This is a genomic window from Noviherbaspirillum massiliense JC206 (assembly GCF_000312045.1).
In the GTDB taxonomy this organism is placed as follows: Bacteria; Pseudomonadota; Gammaproteobacteria; order Burkholderiales; family Burkholderiaceae_D; genus Noviherbaspirillum; species Noviherbaspirillum massiliense.
This window is the reverse complement of the sequence record NZ_HE978634.1, coordinates 1,027,281-1,042,418: the sequence shown is the minus strand read 5'-3', so window position 1 is coordinate 1,042,418 and position 15,138 is coordinate 1,027,281. Positions and strand designations below refer to the sequence as shown.

The window sequence follows — 15,138 nt, the reverse complement described above, 5'->3', positions numbered from 1 at the left end:
CACAAGGACGGGGCAGATGAATCGCGATGAAAGCTGTGCCTCAGATCATGCCCAACCATCGGATGAAGCACATCCCGTACCGGCTGACACTCCGGCTTCCGGCGAAACCTTATTGCCGGTGGCAATTGCAGCCTCTGCCGCATTGCTGAAAGTGGTGGCCCATGTCGGAGCTGCCCGAGCAGAGGCGGCAATATCGTGGATCCGGCCGATGAACCGGGCTTGGGGATGGAAGTGCCGATTGCGCGGCGATCGTTCTCGCCGCGCGCAAGGAGAAGGAGGTGGAAGATTCCCGGTGCGAACGAATTTCGCTCAGCCGGCTTCCCGCCCGAGATGCTCCACGAGCTGTCCGCTCATGCCGCGCAGGCGCTGACTCATCAGTTTCGCCAGTTTCGAAAGGATGAAGACGGCCAGTCCCGGCCGCTCCTTGATGATGCGTGCGAAATTATCCTTGGTCAGCATCAGCACCACGCTGTCTGTAAAGGCGATGCAGGTTGCCGAGCGCGGTTCGCTGTCGATGATCGACATCTCGCCTATGGTTTTTCCTTTGGACACCGAGGCGATCCGCTGCGCCTTGCCGGCATGGTCTTCCTTGAAGATATCGACTTCGCCCTTGACCAGCAGGCACAGGAAGTTGCCGGCATCGCCTTCCTTGAAGATGACCGTGCCGGCGGGTGTCACGAAGCACTGGACATATTTGGAGAAGGCCTCGACGTCGTTCCAGGATGCATCCGCAAACAGCTGCGTGGCCGCAATCATTTCACACATGTCCTGCTTGGATGTCATTCCTGCTCCCAGGGATTGAAAACTGCTTCCCGCCTGGCCTCGATTCATCTGCATCTCCTTGTTTCCCTCAGCTTGCGACCGCTTCCGGACTGGCATTGCCGTGCCTGGCCTTGCACATGATGCCATCGGCATCATCCTTTCCGGAAATATTCCGCCTGCCAATATACGAAGTTTCGACGGAAATACCAACTCTCGACAGGCGAGCAACCGGCATTCATGCGTGGCTCATGCGGACGCCGTGGGAAAGTTTCCCGCTGCCCGTTTCGCGTCGTACAAGGCAGTGTCGGCATGCTGCATGAGCGTCTTGATGTCTTCTCCGTCCTGCGGGTAGAAGGCGATGCCGACGCTTGCGGAGATCGAAACATAGATGGGATCGATACGGAAGGGGCGGCGCAGCTCGCTGACCAGCCTGTCCGCAAGCTCCTTCGCATTCTGGCGGACGTCGGCACCGGGAAGCAGAACCGCGAATTCATCGCCGCCGAAGCGGGCAACGGTAGTGTGCTTGTCCACGCAGTGACGAAGGCGGTCGGAGACTTGCTTGAGAAGCTGGTCACCCACCGGATGGCCAAAGGTGTCGTTGACCGGCTTGAACTTGTCGAGGTCCAGGTACAGTACGGCGCACTCTTCGCCCGCCTGCCGGGCGTGACGGATGGCGTCGCCCAGGCGCTCGGTGAACAGTTTGCGGTTCGGCAGCCAGGTCAGGGCATCATGATTGGCAGCGAATTCGAGCTGGGCCTCGTATTCGTTATGCTTGCCGATGCGCTCGCCGAGCTCTCCGGCGAGAAGCCGCCACAGTGCCGGCTTTTTTTCGGCCAGCTTGGTGAAATCGGGTTCGGTGATGGTGGCGGTGATGGTGTCGTCGATCGCGAGAACCGAAGCGGAGCGACGCGAATTCGGTGAAATCAGGGCCATTTCCCCGATGTGCTGGCTGGCGGTCCGCTTTGCGATTTCCCGGCCGTGCGCCACGATGCTGACGCTGCCTTCGAGGATCATGAACAGCTCGTTGCCGTAATCGCCCTGCTTGATGATTTCCGTTCCGGCCGGGTGCTCCGCCACGATGCACTTTTGCGCCATCCGGGCCGCCAGGTTTTCATCCGACCCCACAATGAACTGCTGCAGGAGTGCTTCCGCCAATTGCTCTTTTCCGCCGGGGCCTTCGAATCTGTTCGCCATGATCGTTTTTGTATCCCGCTTCACCCTGAAGTATCGCGCCGGAATCATACATTGAAATCGACGCAACATTGCGGAATATACGGATACCTGCAAGGAAAGCAATCATTTGAACGCGTCGGCGCCGTGGGGCGGCAGAATTTTTTGTTTTTTCGCCACGAGCACCTGACAGTCCTATGCCGGCGGCTTCCCGCGCCCGGGCGCCGCGGAAGACGGATCCGGCTTATTTCAGCACGTCGAACAGGTTGTTGAAGTCATCCGTCCAGATGCCCAGCCCCTCGATCGGCTCGATCGGACTTGCCGCGTCCGCGATGGGCCCTTGCTCCAGGACGTTCTTGTCCCGCGCCACCAGCACCCAGTCGGTCGAGTGCGATGTCGTACCCTCCCCTTCATCCTCGATCAGGACGGCATGCAAGCCGCGCTCCTTAGCCAGGTTCGCCACAACCGGCGCCAGCTCCAGGAAGCGGTTGGTGACGTGGAAGGCGAGGATGCCCTGCGACGCAAGGTGGCGCAGGTAGACGTCCATGGCTTCCCGGGTAATCAGGTGGATGGGAATCGAGTCGCCGGAGAAGGCGTCGATCGCCAGCACGTCGAAGCGCTGCGGCGCCTCGCTTTCCAGCGCGAGGCGCGCATCTCCCTGCACGATGTCTACCCGCGCCCGGCTGTCTCGCAGGAAGCTGAATTCGCTCCTGGCGATGTCGATCACCTGCGGGTTGATTTCATAGAAGCGGTAGACGTCGCCGGCGCGGCCGTATGCGGCAAGCGTGCCGGCGCCCAGGCCGATCACTCCCAGCTTTCTCCCTTGCGTCCGGGTGCAGGCAATGGCGAGGCCGATCCCGGATGTGCGCCCATAGTAAGTGGTGGGTTCGGAACGGCGCTTCGGGTCGAGGTATTGCTCTCCGTGCCGAATGGATCCGTTGAAAAGCTCGCGCACGTCTTTCTCCGGATTCGCGTGTCGGGTATCGACCGTCCGCAGGCTGCCGTAAAAGCTGCGCTCCATGCGCCGCGCCTGCCGGGAATCATTCGATACCTGGACCGAGAGGAAGTAGGCGCAAAGCACCGCGAGAACACCCGCTCCGACAGGCAACAATCTGCCCGGGAAGAGGCAGGCCGCCAGCAGGGCGAGGATGACGAAGCCGATGCCCAGCTCGTAATAGGCAGGCAGAATGCGCGGAGCGACGAGGCCGACGGCAATCCCGCCGAGGGCGCCGCCCAGGGAAACCATCAGGTAAAACCGGGTCAGGTGTCGCGGCGCAGGCCGCATACCGGCAAGCTCTCCATGCAGGAACATGCAGAACAGGAACAGGCCGGCCGCGTAGAGAGGAACCGCGATCCGTATCTCGAAGCCCAGATGGCGATGCTGCAAGCCGTAGGCGCACACGACGAGCATCAGCGCCGTCGGGAGCAGGAGACGCGAACGGGCATACCAGCGGTCACTTTCGAAACAGAGAATGAAGGTCAGCAGATAGATGGTGAGAGGCAGCAGCCAGAGGAATGGAACCGCGGCGATATTCTGGGTGATGTGATTGGTGGTGGCCAGCAAGAGCCAGGTCCCCATGGCGGACAGCGCCAGCCACAAGACATGGCTGCGAAGACCGGGTTTCACATCTTTGTCCGATTCTTCTTTCTTCGCATGAGCGGCCGCCGGCAATGCATGGCGCATGAAGAACAGCGCAGACGCCGCGCACGCCAGCACGAAGAACAGGTAGAGGGCAGTCCAGGCCCGGGCTTGCAGCGCGATGGAGGCATGCGGCTCGATGAGGAAGGGATAGCAGATCAGGGCGATCAGCGATGCGAGGTTCGACAGCGCAAAGAAGCGGTAGACCTGCGATCCGGTGAGGGTGCGGGCCACCCACGACTGGACCAAGGGACCAGTGGTCGACAAGAGAAAGTACGGCAGGCCGATCGTGGCGACCAGCAGATACAGGATCCAGAGTGACGGATCTTCCCCACCCTTCGGCTTCCAGGATGGATCGGCGATCACCGACAGATTGATGAGACTGATTGCCAGCAAAGCCAGATGCACGCCTGCCTGATGGCGCGGCCTGAGGTGCCGGGCAATCCAGTCGGAGTAGGCATAGCCGGCCAGCAGCACGACCTGAAAAAACACCAGGCAGGTTGCCCATACGGCCGCCGAGCCGCCGAACCATGGCAAGAGCTGCCGCGAAATCAGCGGTTGCACCAGGAAAAGAAGAAACGCACCGGAAAAAACGGTGGCGGCAAAGAGAGGCCGGGCCATCACGTGGTCAGCCGCCCGGAATAACGGATGGGATCAGAAGCCTATGGCTTCCGGCTGGAATGCCGGGGCAGCCCGCGTGCCGCGTTGTGAATGCCATCCACTTTCCTCCCACGTTTCTTTTCGATTCTTCCTTCTATCGGAACTGCCAGCTGACGCCGGGCTAACCTCCGGCACCAGACGCAAGGAACTAATGGAGGTCCTTGTCCTTGGCAGAATGGGAAACGAACAAGCCCATGCCCATCACATACCCGACCACATACGTCAGCAAGGCCCAAGGGCCCAGCCAGTACACGCCGAAGCTGGGCAGCACGAGAACGAGGAGCGTCAGGATATTGCTGCGTCGCTCTGTCAAATGTCCGAAAGCCGCAAAGCCTGCCAGAACAAACAAGACCGAGTGTTCCAGGACATCCATGGGTTCCTCCCGATGCTGACAATCAATTCGGCTGGCTCAGCAGCCTTGCATTCATTCTGCAACAAGCCTGCTCGGGCCGAATGGAATACGAACATGGATATTCACTGAAATCAAAAATCGTGCAGTTCAAAAACCGCCGGGAATGTTGACGGGGAAGAAATCGCCTTGGGCTTTGGTGAAAGTACATGGACGCCGGTTCACGCCGGCTGTTGCTTCCGATGCAATGGAAAGTGCGACTTCACAACAACCATCGGCCATTTTTCTAGGGTTGCCGCAGCTGTTACCTTTCCTTACACCAATGACAACAAACATCATCTACATTGCCACTTCTCTATTGCGCATCCTTCATTTGGCAGGCAGGAATTTCCCTGGAGACGAGTAATGTTATTCAGGCACCTTTTTCTCGCTCTCATTGCTGGCGGCATTCTTGCGAATCCCGCACTTGCCGCTGATACCGGCAAGCTGCACAAGCCAGACGCTGCCAAGTCCACTCGCGCCGGCCGGCACGCGATGAATACAAACAAGGCCGGTGATCGGGCAAAAACCGGAAAGCCAAAGCCTTTTTCCAAGAAGAGGCCTCGGAACAAGGTGACCTACAACGCATTCAAGGATCAGCGTTTCCTGTATGGCTTCGATATGGGGCCACGGCCCGGAATCAATGACAGGGGATCGGTCACGGCGAGAAATGATTACAGCGCCCACGCGGAAATTTACAAGCACTACAACCGGCAAGGCGTGCTGTCCGGTTCCGGTTATGCGGACAGTGCTGAGGCCAGTCCGATGACCAGCATGCTGAATGGCGCGCCGGCTGCCGTACCCAGGCTGAATAGCGCAGACGCCGGCGTTGCTTTCGGTTTCCGCGAAAAATACCCGCATACCAACTTTACTCAGCGCGAACTGTCCGCGTCCTATGTGCACAAGCTCGACAAGTCATGGAAGGCACAAACCTATGTGTCGAAAGGCTCGTATGGAGGTTCGGACTGGGGTGGCGGCCTGATGCTCGGCTACGATTATTAGAGCGAATTTTCCCGAAGCACTCCGCATTCCCCGGCACGGCGCACCCTCGTGCCACTTCCCTTCCATATCCACAAAGTGCCTGCTCGCGAACGGCCGGGCATGTCGCTTGCTTCCACCCTGACCGCTCCCGCCACGTCAACATTATTGGAGGTTCCATCATGGGTTCCCTCACGGACAAGCTTTCCCCGTCAATCACCAACATGATCCGCATGGATCACACGCATGTCCTGACCACCTTCCATCAATACGAGATGGATTCCAGCCCGCAAACCAAGCAGGCGCTCGTCAACACGGCTTGCCTCGCCCTCGAAATCCATGCGGAACTTGAAGAAGAAATTTTTTATCCCGCGATGCGCGACGTCGGCGCCGATACGCCGGTGCTGGACAAGAGCGTGCCCGAGCACAATGAAATGCGCCAGCTGATCGCGAAACTCCGTTCCATGGAACCGACCGATTCGGAGTATGACCAGACGTTCATGGAATTGATGCGCGTGGTCATCCATCACGTGGCCGATGAAGAAACCACCCTGCTGCCCGCCGCCGAGCGCCTGCTGGCGGACCGTCTCGGCGAACTCGGCGCGCAGATGACCAAGCGCAGATTGCAGCTTGTTGCGCCGCATGCGGGCGAGATTGCAGTCAATACCGTGCGCGGCTTCCCGACCACTTCCATGCTGGTGGCGGCAGGCGCAGTGCTGGCCGGCACCTATTTCGCAAGGCGCACCTTCGGCCGCCACGCCTGAGCCTGGAGACTTTGTCGGCGCGCGCCGGGAAGCCTTCGGGCAGCGCACGCCGCTTGCACAAGCGTCCGGCAGATGACATCTGCCGGCACCTGCATGCGCGGCAAGGCGGTGGATGCCGGAGATGTTCCTGCCTTGCGCATTCACAAAGGAGAATTGGTCAACCATGCGGATACCAGGGCTACGCGGAATGAGCGCCTTTGCGCTCCTTAAAAAATCGGTGTCGGACTTTGCTGACGATGACATGACGACCTATGCGTCTGCGCTGGCGTATCAGGCTCTCTTCGCCCTGTTCCCTTTCATCATTTTCCTCATTGCGCTGCTGGGTATGCTGGACATGTCGTCCTTCTTCGAATGGCTGCGGCAGCGTGCCCAGCTTGTGCTGCCGCAGGAAGCGATGACCGGGGTGAATCGTGCGATCAGCGAACTCAAGCAACCCCAGGGCGGACTGCTCTCCGTGGGCGCCATCGTGGCGATATGGTCCGCATCGGGGGGCATCCGGGCCATCATGCATGCTCTGAATGTTGCCTACGACGTGAAGGAAGGCCGGCCGGCATGGAAGCTGTATCCGCTCTCGGTGCTGTACACCATCGGCATCGCCGGCATGCTGGTCGTTGCCGGCCTGCTGATGTCGGTCGGTCCGGAAGCGATACACTGGCTCACCAGCCAGCTGGGCATGGAACAGCTGTTTGCAACCCTGTGGGCATGGCTGCGCTGGCCCTTCGCCCTGTTCCTGCTCTGCCTTGCGGTGGCGCTCATCTACTATGTTGCCCCCGACGTCGAACAGCAATTCCGCTTCATTACCCCGGGATCGGTCGTCGCGGTGCTGGTGTGGATCGCCGGTTCGCTCGCGTTCAACTACTACGTGCGCAATTTCTCCGACTACAGCGCCACCTACGGCAGCATAGGCACGATCATCGTGCTGCTGCTGTACTTCTTCATTTCATCCGCCGTGCTGCTGTTCGGGGCGGAAGTCAATGCTGTGATCGAACATTCTTCGCCCAAGGGAAAGGAACCGGGCGAAAAGGAGATTCCCCCGGAACGCAAGTGAGGCCATGCAAACCTGTTCATGACCATGACGATGCAACCTGCTCCTCCGCCTGCCAGAAACGTGTTTGGCCAGCCCCTGGTTCCCTGCTCCTTCGAGCCGCTGACCGGCTACTTCCGTGACGGTTGCTGCAAGACGAACGCGGATGATGTCGGCACCCATGTCATTTGCGCAATAATGAGCGAGGAATTCCTAGAGTTCAGTCTCAGCCGGGGCAATGACCTGATCACGCCCATGCCGGAATGGGGTTTCCCCGGACTGAAGCCGGGCGACCAGTGGTGCCTGTGCGCCCTGCGCTGGGCGGAAGCCCTACAGGCTGGCGTCGCGCCGCGTGTTGTTCTTGAAAGCACGCATGAAAGCGCCCTGGACATCATCCGGCTTGACGTGCTGCAGAGATTCAGCCACCGGCATTGAACTCCCGGACAAGGCGAAAATTTCTCCCGGAATTAAAAGTTCTCCATTTCATGTCCCCTCCCGATACTGTATCTTCATCCAGTTTTTGCTTGTTGAGAGAGACTTGTAAATGAAGGGATTTGAAGGTCACAAGCTGATTGCCGTAAAGGAAAGACTGAATCTTGCAGTGAATTCAATCGTGGAACGCCACCGTACGGACGGGAAAGTGCTTACCTGGCAACTGGTTCATGAAATCGAGAGCGAAGCGCTGGCAACCTTGGAACAGGCTGGCGACCTCGACCGCAAATATATCCGCATGATGCGCTCCTCGCGCTGGGGTTATGTACCGAAGGTGGATGAGCCCGCCGATCTCAAAAGGCACAAGGCTTTGCCGGAAGCCCTAGTAATGATCCGGGCGGCGTACCAGCGGACCCACTAGGAATGCAGGCCATTTCCTCACCTGCCAGAAGGCTTCAGGCGAGCGTATCGCTACCCGGATTGTGAAACGCAGGCCCCTCGCGGCAGGCGCCACTGAGCTGCTTCATGGAAGAGATGCTGGTTTCGCGCGTATGCTGTAATACCAACGACAGAAAACCCGGCTCATACCGATTCCCACCGAAGGAAACACGATGCCAGTGATCACGCCAGAAACCGTATCCCTGCTGACGCCACATTTGATCGATCTGGTCAGGGGTGTCTTCAAGTCGCGCAAGGACAAGGACCTGAAAGTTTCCAGCGAACAGCAAGTCCTGGAAATTCTTAACAAGGATGTGCTCGAGTTGCAGGAGGTTGCGACGAAACAGGGCGCGGCGATTGCCGAAATCGCGCAAAAGATCGATGCCCGGTTCGGCCAGCTCGAACAGGAACTCAGGCGGCAGAAAATGATTTCGCTGGCCGCAGCGGTGGTAGCAGTGGTCGCTGCCGGGATTGCACTCGTGCGGACAATGTAGTCGATGTAAAGGATTGCTTTTATTGACTGAAAGCCTCGGGCTTCAGGGCATCGCGCCAATACCTCAATGCCTCTGCCCGGCCTTGCTGCAGGGATGTTTCGCTGAACAAGGTTTCGACAAAGCGCAGCAAGGCCGCCGCCTCCGAATGGAGCCCGAACAAGGCCAGCGAATGCAATATCCGCGTGATGCGCAAGTCGTTGTGGGTTGGCGACCATGCCCAGTTTGCGCTGCGTACAGCCCAATTCTCCGCCTTCACGACTTCCGGTCCGCGCAAGGTGAGACCATAGAAAGCCAGCATGCGCCGGAACGCTGCCCGCAGCCCGGCAACAACGCCCTCATCCCTGCCAAGTTCGGCGAAATCTGCGGGAGCCAGCACCGGCGCGCCCGGGTTGAAGCGGCTCGCCTGTTCCAGTGGAAAGAGCCATTGGATGAAGTCATGACGCAGTTCGAGCGCATCGTCGGACCAGGCAAGTATGGTGTCCAGCCTGCGTCCCCGGCTGTCCACTCCCATCCCCGATAAAAAATCCCGGACTGCGCTTTTCATGCTCATGGCTTCATAGCCCTCTGTCATCGGCATTGTCAGATCATGGTAGGCATCGCCACCGACAAATGCAAAGCCGTCATGGAAATTCACCACGCAAGATCTCCTATGCATGCTGGCACATATCCAACCAGCTTTGCAGTTGCTGCCTTACTCCGAAAGCCCGCAATCCCATTTCCGGATCGCAGGCGATAAGTTCCGGCAATCCAGCGGGAAACGCCTGGGGCGCGTGATCGAGGATCCGGTAATGGCGCAATTGATTGTGCTGCACGACATGCGAAACACCCTCCCATTTCGACCCGCGCGGCGTGCTGCCAAGGAAACGGCGGCCGAGCGGACCCAGAAAGCTTTGCAACTCCTCGTCCGCAGCCAGCATGCGCCAGTTCGAATGGACGACGATGCCGACATCCGCATGGGCTTCCAGCAGTTCATCGAGTATCCAGGCCCAGCGAAACAGCCAGGCCTGCTGCACCGCACGCTTGAGCGGCCGGGCCGGAACAAATCGCGATGCAGCGCTGGCCGGATGGAGCACGCCGTCGAATTCCAGAAAAATGACACGCATATGTCTTGTTCGCAGGTCCCGGTGGCTGGGCCATGAAACCGTACAGTAAATAATGCTGGACAAATTACTGTATTCATATACAGTAGTCAACCTTGAGTTTGGTGCCATTTCTGCCACGAGTTGAAAATTTTTACTGTTTTTTTATACAGTAGTTGTGCTAAAGTAAATCCCGATGAATTTTTAAGAAAGGGAGAATAAAAACCATGGCACACATTCATAATTCCTTCGACAGCCAGTTCGGCTTGCAATACGCTCCGGATTCCTTTGCCATCCGGCTCGGCAACCGGGAAATCTTCATCTGCCGCGACTTCCGCAAACGGTATTACTGGGTCAACCCGGTCATCGAATGCAGCGCCGGACTCCAGCCCGGCCATCTGGAGATCCTGCTGTTCAGGCGCTGGCTGGTCATTCTGTCCAAGGCCAGATACTGAAAACTATCCCTCCACCGCACCGAAATGAGCGGCGGGAAATTCCGGGTAACTCGCAGGACCGAAAACAAGCGTGATGACATGGCTGCCAGGCAATCGTGCCTGGCCGAGTCAATCGATTGAAAAGCGCATTCGGGCAGCGTCCCGGCTGGATGAACTGGCTGCGACAAATGCAGTCCCAATCCGTGTTTCCCGATCTTATCCATCCGCATGACAGTGTCTCCTCCTCCACCCGGCGACATTCCCGATACCGCTGAGCCCTTGACACCGGAGGCGCTTGCTAAAGACCTCGGCGCAGAGCTGGCCAAGCTGGAAGGCCGGGTCCTGCTGCGCTTCTCCGGCATGGCCGAGGTCAATGGCTTGCAGCTGTCATATGAGCTCGTCCCCCGCGAGGGCGTCCTGGCCAAACCCAGCAAGTGGCGCAAGATGGGGGCGGAGGAACAGCTACAGCTCGTGGCCCAGCGCGCCAGCGCCGACGCGAAGGAGGAGCTGCATCGGATGGTGACCGCATTCGCGGCAGACATCTGTGCGCGGGCAGAAGATGCCGGGCTCGATCCCATGATGTTTCTGCTGGCGCTGTCGGCCCCGGAATCTTCGGAGCCGGCTGAGTACGTATTCGAACGCATCGAACAACGCCTCACGCATGCAATCGAACGGCAGCAGGAAGAACGGCATGCCGCGCTCACGAGGGAAAGCATCAACCTGGCAGAATATCCGGCCTCCTTCGAAATGGCCTATCGCCTGCCACGCCGCTTCATTGCCCTGCTGGGACCGACCAATTCCGGCAAGACGCATCAGGCAATGGAAGCGCTGGCAAAGGCGAAAACCGGCATCTATCTTGCGCCGCTGCGCCTGCTGGCGCTGGAAAACTATGAGCGCCTGCAGAATGCCAGACCGGGCGGCCGGGAAATCAAGGTCAGCCTCGTGACGGGGGAAGAACGCCGGATCGTGGAAGGCGCAACGCATGTCGCCAGTACAGTTGAAATGCTCGACACCCGCACCCGGGTCGATGTCGCAGTCATCGATGAAATCCAGATGCTGGGGGACCGCGATCGTGGCGCGGCCTGGACTGCTGCGGTGTGCGGCGCGCCCGCCAACGTGGTCTACCTGGTCGGCGCGCTCGAGGCGCGGCGCGCGGTCGAAGCGCTTGCGGAACGGCTGGAATGCCCGATCGAAGTGCATGTCATGAAACGCAAGGGGCCGCTGTCCATGGAGCCGGCACCGGTACGCAAGCTCCGCAACCTGCGCCGCGGTGATGCGGTCATTGCCTTCTCGCGCCGCGAGGTGCTCATGTGGCGCGACATGATCACGGAGAGCGGATTCTCGGTGGCGACGGTGTACGGCAACCTGTCGCCGGAGGTGCGGCGTGCGCAGGCGGCGCGCTTTCGCGAGGGGGCGGCTGACATCGTGGTTGGCACCGATGCGATCGCAATGGGCTTGAACCTGCCGATCGAGCGGGTCGTGATGACCACCAGCGTCAAGTACAACGGTTACGAAGAGGAAGAGATACCGGCCGCGCTTGCAAAACAGATCGCCGGTCGCGCCGGCCGCTTCGGCGTGCATGAGGAAGGCTTCGTTGCCGGCTTTGACGAAGAAACCCATTACATCATGCGCTCGCTACTGAAGGAAAAAATCCCGCCGGTGCCGCCTTCCGGATTTTCGGTCGCGCCAACCCTGGAACAACTGCATCGGATTGCGGCAGTAACGGGAGAACAATCCCTGAGCAAACTGTTCAAGCGATTCGTGCACAACATCGACGTCCCGGATGGCTTCTTCTTCCCGCGCATTACCGAAGAGCAGTCCGACCGCGCGCTCTGGCTGGACACTCTGCCGCTTTCGATAGCGGACAAATTCACGCTCTCGCTAGTGCCGATTTCTTCCAAGGTGCCCGCGCTGCACATGGCCTGGCAGGACTGGGCGCATGCCCTGGCTAAGCGAAAGGTCTGCACCCTGCATCGTGATCCGAAAGAAACCTACCGCCATAACCTGCAGGAGGTGGAGGACGCGTGCCGCCTGTATTCCGCATATGCATGGCTCGGCTATCGCTGCCCGGAATATTTTCCCAGCGTCGAACTGGCACAGGAGCTGGCACGCGAGGCCTCCGAGCGGGTGGACGCCATTCTGCAGGCGCAGAACATGGCTCTGCGCAAGCGGCGCGGCCGGCGGGCTGCATAGCGCCAGCATCCACCCCCACCTCGCATGGACCGGCAGCGCAATTTGCAGAACCCAGGCCTGAAGCAGCGATGTCCTTGGCCTATAATTCCGTGCATATTGTTAAAGGATGCCCATGCCGAAATTTGCCGCCAACCTCAGCCTGATGTTCAACGAAGTTCCCTTCCTGCAGCGCTTCCAGGCCGCTGCGCAGGCCGGCTTCAAGGCCGTCGAATTTCTCTTTCCGTATGAATTTCCTACAGGCGAAATTGCAGAACAATTGCGAGCCAATCGGCTGGACAACGTCCTGTTCAACATGCCGCCGGGAGACTGGGCCGCGGGCGAACGTGGAATAGCCTCCCTTCCCGGCCGGGAGGCGGAATTCCGGAGCGGCGTAGCCAAGGCGATTGAATACGCAAAAGCTCTCGGCACGCCGCGTCTGCACGCAATGGCCGGGCTGATGCCACCGGGAGCCGACGCTGCGCGCTATCGCGCCACTTACGTCGAGAACCTGAAATTCGCCTGCGCCGAAGCCGCGCAACACGCCCTCACGGTATTGATCGAGCCGATCAATACCCGCGACATGCCGGGCTATTTCCTGAATACGCAGGCACAGGCACATGCGATCCGCGAAGAAGTCGGTGCGCCCAACCTCAAAGTGCAAATGGATCTCTACCATGCACAGATCATGGAAGGCGATCTTGCAATGAAGCTGCGCCAGTACCTGCCGCAGATCGGTCATATCCAGGTTGCCGGCGTGCCGGAACGCAATGAACCGGATACAGGAGAAATCAATTACGCCTACGTGTTCCGGTTGCTGGACCAGATAGGCTATACGGGCTGGATCGGCTGCGAATACCGCCCGGCCAAGGGTACGCTCGAAGGCCTGGGATGGATGAACACCCTGGGCTGAACAGCGCTTGATCCAACGCTGGCTCGATCAAGACCCGGGCCAGCTCGCCTCCATACAAGGCTCGCCCCGCTTCCATAAGCTGACTGCACTTATTGCCGGTTCAGTTTTCCCTCTTCGACCTCGACCGCAAGAATCTCGAAGCGATCGTCGTAGTAGCCAAGTTTTTCGGCAGTATCCCGCGCCTCGTCGGTGCTCAGGAAATGCCACGCCTGCTTTTCATTGTCGGTGAGTGATGCATCGCCGGCAAAGGGATAGACGAAGCCGTCGGGAGTCTTGACTATATATGCATGCATGTTCGGCCCTCGCAAAAACGTGCCCCTGCCTGTCGCACAGGAGCTTCGTGATTAGTCGGCAGTCATGAGGATTCCGTCAGAGATGCAAAGCCGATGAAAGGCGAAGTGAAGACGGGCTTGCATCAATTCGAAAGAACCAATGACTGACTGCAATTCGGGTTCTGGCCGTCCAAACCAAAATATTTTTGTATCGGCAGCCTTGGGACAACCCGGACTGGCATTCGATCCCGAACACGCTTTATTGCCGCAGCGCAGACCAAAATAAAAACGCCACCGCTTTCGCGGTGGCGTTTCGTTTGACTGTATCCGTCTCAGCTGCCAGCAACCTTGGATGTGGACTGCGAGTTGCGCGCTGACTCCAGTCTGTCGGCACGACCACGATTCGACTTCGCCACAAGGGCGAACTGCCCAGGGTATTGCTCCCCTCCGGCCACATATACACCTTCTGTCCGGGCCAGTTCCAATTCGGTCTTAACTTCGGCGCGCGTCTTGGTCGATACGAACGTCGCGTCGGGCGCAACATATTCAGGCTGCTGGGCAAAAGCGGAACCGGTGGCGACAAGCAAGGCAGCAGCGAGCAATTGTTTGGTGTTCATTTTTTTCTCCGATCGAAATACAGGCACATGGTCCTGGCTCACGCCGGCTTGTCCTGCTGCCGCTGGAGCCTGCTTCAATGAATGGCTAGAAAGATTTGTGGCCTCACCGATGAAGTGCAGTTTATATATTGCTCATTCAGAAAAAAATGGAACTATTTGCAATGATTTGTTCCCAAAGTTGAAATGATTGACGCGCACCGAGAACTACGAGCGTCTTCCGAGGTTCTTCCGGAAGGTACGAATATTGCTGCGGGAGTCGTCGTGACCATCTAGGCGCGCAGCATAGAAATGAATATGGGAATTTTTCAGAGAAATCGCCGCAAGCCGCAAACACCTCAGGAACCGGAATTGGAACATACGCCTCCCGTGCAGGCTGAATCCGCACCGCCGCCGGAACCTCCCAACCCCGATACGCTGGATTTCAGCTTGCCGATACGCACCATTACCAGCAAGCAGCCGGTCGAGATCCTTACTACCCGGGCGCGCCACCCGATCTACAAGGTACACGCGTATATCGGCGACAATGACACCATTACCGTCTTTACCCTCGATGGGCGCCTATCCGAAAACGGCCCCGTGTTCCTGGAAAATGCTCCTCCAAAGGAAGAGCTCTACCTGAACATCTATCCCAACCGCGACCCGAGATCCCCGCAGAAATACATCATCACCCAGCACGCGACCCTGCATGAAGCCGATGTGCTGGGCATGAATCGCATTGCCTGCGTCCGGATCGAGTTCGAGATATAGCGCTGCAGCGAGGACGGAGACGCAGGCAGCAGGACATGGGGAAGGCGACGCCACGGGTCGGGCGCGGAGCTGGAGAGTCCACGGAAAGCATAAAGGCCGGCACAGCTTCTCGCTGCGCCGGCCTTTCCCCGATGTCTCTGTCGGAACTGCGTGCTTAC

General features: G+C 58.9%; 19 protein-coding genes. 10 read left to right on the top strand and 9 right to left on the bottom strand.

Going from position 1 to position 15,138, the window contains the following annotated elements; all coding sequences use genetic code 11:
* Positions 1 to 309 precede the first annotated feature (309 nt).
* The 5 genes from HGHM_RS20750 to HGHM_RS23065 form a co-directional block, all read right to left on the bottom strand.
* Entirely contained in the window at positions 310 to 783 is a 474-nt protein-coding gene (locus HGHM_RS20750; protein ID WP_019140472.1) for a cyclic nucleotide-binding domain-containing protein, read from the bottom strand.
* 225 nt (positions 784 to 1,008) lie between these two features.
* Positions 1,009 to 1,956 (bottom strand): GGDEF domain-containing protein, encoded by a 948-nt coding sequence (locus tag HGHM_RS22200; RefSeq protein WP_075111731.1) that lies wholly within the window; start codon positions 1,954 to 1,956, stop codon positions 1,009 to 1,011.
* A 220-nt stretch (positions 1,957 to 2,176) separates the two neighbouring features.
* The gene (locus HGHM_RS05285; RefSeq protein ID WP_019140469.1) at positions 2,177 to 4,192 is read right to left on the bottom strand and encodes a fused MFS/spermidine synthase; all 2,016 of its coding nucleotides are present in this window, start codon (positions 4,190 to 4,192) and stop codon (positions 2,177 to 2,179) included.
* 187 nt (positions 4,193 to 4,379) lie between these two features.
* A complete protein-coding gene (locus tag HGHM_RS05280; RefSeq protein WP_019140468.1) occupies positions 4,380 to 4,604 on the bottom strand; it encodes a hypothetical protein in 225 nt (74 codons plus the stop codon).
* Between the two features lie 126 nt (positions 4,605 to 4,730).
* Positions 4,731 to 4,919: a hypothetical protein gene (locus HGHM_RS23065; RefSeq protein WP_148415384.1), complete on the bottom strand. Its 189-nt coding sequence runs from the start codon at positions 4,917 to 4,919 to the stop codon at positions 4,731 to 4,733.
* Between the two features lie 66 nt (positions 4,920 to 4,985).
* Here HGHM_RS23065 and HGHM_RS05275 point away from each other — a divergent pair, with 66 nt between their 5' ends.
* From HGHM_RS05275 to HGHM_RS05250, 6 genes are all read left to right on the top strand, one after another.
* Positions 4,986 to 5,621, top strand: coding sequence for a hypothetical protein (locus HGHM_RS05275; protein ID WP_019140467.1), 636 nt, complete (start codon positions 4,986 to 4,988; stop codon positions 5,619 to 5,621).
* A gap of 158 nt (positions 5,622 to 5,779) precedes the next feature.
* Positions 5,780 to 6,361: a hemerythrin domain-containing protein gene (locus tag HGHM_RS05270; RefSeq protein ID WP_019140466.1), complete on the top strand. Its 582-nt coding sequence runs from the start codon at positions 5,780 to 5,782 to the stop codon at positions 6,359 to 6,361.
* A 187-nt stretch (positions 6,362 to 6,548) separates the two neighbouring features.
* On the top strand, positions 6,549 to 7,409 hold the full coding sequence (locus HGHM_RS05265; protein ID WP_019140465.1) for a YihY/virulence factor BrkB family protein: 861 nt from the start codon (positions 6,549 to 6,551) through the stop codon (positions 7,407 to 7,409).
* An 18-nt stretch (positions 7,410 to 7,427) separates the two neighbouring features.
* Positions 7,428 to 7,820, top strand: a complete 393-nt coding sequence (locus HGHM_RS05260) for a DUF2237 family protein (RefSeq protein WP_019140464.1) — start codon at positions 7,428 to 7,430, stop codon at positions 7,818 to 7,820.
* A 109-nt stretch (positions 7,821 to 7,929) separates the two neighbouring features.
* On the top strand, positions 7,930 to 8,238 hold the full coding sequence (locus HGHM_RS20740) for a DUF2471 family protein (protein WP_019140463.1): 309 nt from the start codon (positions 7,930 to 7,932) through the stop codon (positions 8,236 to 8,238).
* 190 nt (positions 8,239 to 8,428) lie between these two features.
* The gene (locus HGHM_RS05250) at positions 8,429 to 8,749 is read left to right on the top strand and encodes a hypothetical protein (RefSeq protein ID WP_019140462.1); all 321 of its coding nucleotides are present in this window, start codon (positions 8,429 to 8,431) and stop codon (positions 8,747 to 8,749) included.
* A 19-nt stretch (positions 8,750 to 8,768) separates the two neighbouring features.
* On the opposite strand, the gene HGHM_RS05245 is transcribed toward HGHM_RS05250, so the two are convergent.
* The gene (locus HGHM_RS05245) at positions 8,769 to 9,386 is read right to left on the bottom strand and encodes an opioid growth factor receptor-related protein (protein ID WP_019140461.1); all 618 of its coding nucleotides are present in this window, start codon (positions 9,384 to 9,386) and stop codon (positions 8,769 to 8,771) included.
* A gap of 10 nt (positions 9,387 to 9,396) precedes the next feature.
* Entirely contained in the window at positions 9,397 to 9,852 is a 456-nt protein-coding gene (locus HGHM_RS05240; RefSeq protein ID WP_019140460.1) for an HAD domain-containing protein, read from the bottom strand.
* A 203-nt stretch (positions 9,853 to 10,055) separates the two neighbouring features.
* On the opposite strand from HGHM_RS05240, the gene HGHM_RS05235 reads away from it, so the two are divergent.
* The 3 genes from HGHM_RS05235 to otnI all read left to right on the top strand — a co-directional run bounded on the left by HGHM_RS05235 (position 10,056) and on the right by otnI (position 13,344).
* Positions 10,056 to 10,283 carry a hypothetical protein gene (locus tag HGHM_RS05235; protein ID WP_019140459.1) on the top strand — a complete coding sequence of 76 codons (228 nt, stop codon included), beginning with the start codon at positions 10,056 to 10,058 and terminating at the stop codon, positions 10,281 to 10,283.
* Between the two features lie 207 nt (positions 10,284 to 10,490).
* A complete protein-coding gene (locus HGHM_RS05230) occupies positions 10,491 to 12,455 on the top strand; it encodes a helicase-related protein (protein ID WP_019140458.1) in 1,965 nt (654 codons plus the stop codon).
* Between the two features lie 112 nt (positions 12,456 to 12,567).
* Positions 12,568 to 13,344, top strand: a complete 777-nt coding sequence (gene otnI, locus HGHM_RS05225; RefSeq protein WP_019140457.1) for a 2-oxo-tetronate isomerase — start codon at positions 12,568 to 12,570, stop codon at positions 13,342 to 13,344.
* Between the two features lie 89 nt (positions 13,345 to 13,433).
* Here otnI and HGHM_RS05220 read toward each other — a convergent pair whose 3' ends face one another.
* Together HGHM_RS05220 and HGHM_RS20735 are read right to left on the bottom strand one after the other, a co-directional pair.
* Positions 13,434 to 13,637 (bottom strand): hypothetical protein, encoded by a 204-nt coding sequence (locus HGHM_RS05220; RefSeq protein WP_019140456.1) that lies wholly within the window; start codon positions 13,635 to 13,637, stop codon positions 13,434 to 13,436.
* Between the two features lie 311 nt (positions 13,638 to 13,948).
* A complete protein-coding gene (locus tag HGHM_RS20735) occupies positions 13,949 to 14,233 on the bottom strand; it encodes a DUF4148 domain-containing protein (RefSeq protein WP_019140455.1) in 285 nt (94 codons plus the stop codon).
* A 348-nt stretch (positions 14,234 to 14,581) separates the two neighbouring features.
* On the opposite strand from HGHM_RS20735, the gene HGHM_RS05210 reads away from it, so the two are divergent.
* Positions 14,582 to 14,980: a hypothetical protein gene (locus HGHM_RS05210; RefSeq protein ID WP_148415382.1), complete on the top strand. Its 399-nt coding sequence runs from the start codon at positions 14,582 to 14,584 to the stop codon at positions 14,978 to 14,980.
* Positions 14,981 to 15,138 lie beyond the last annotated feature (158 nt).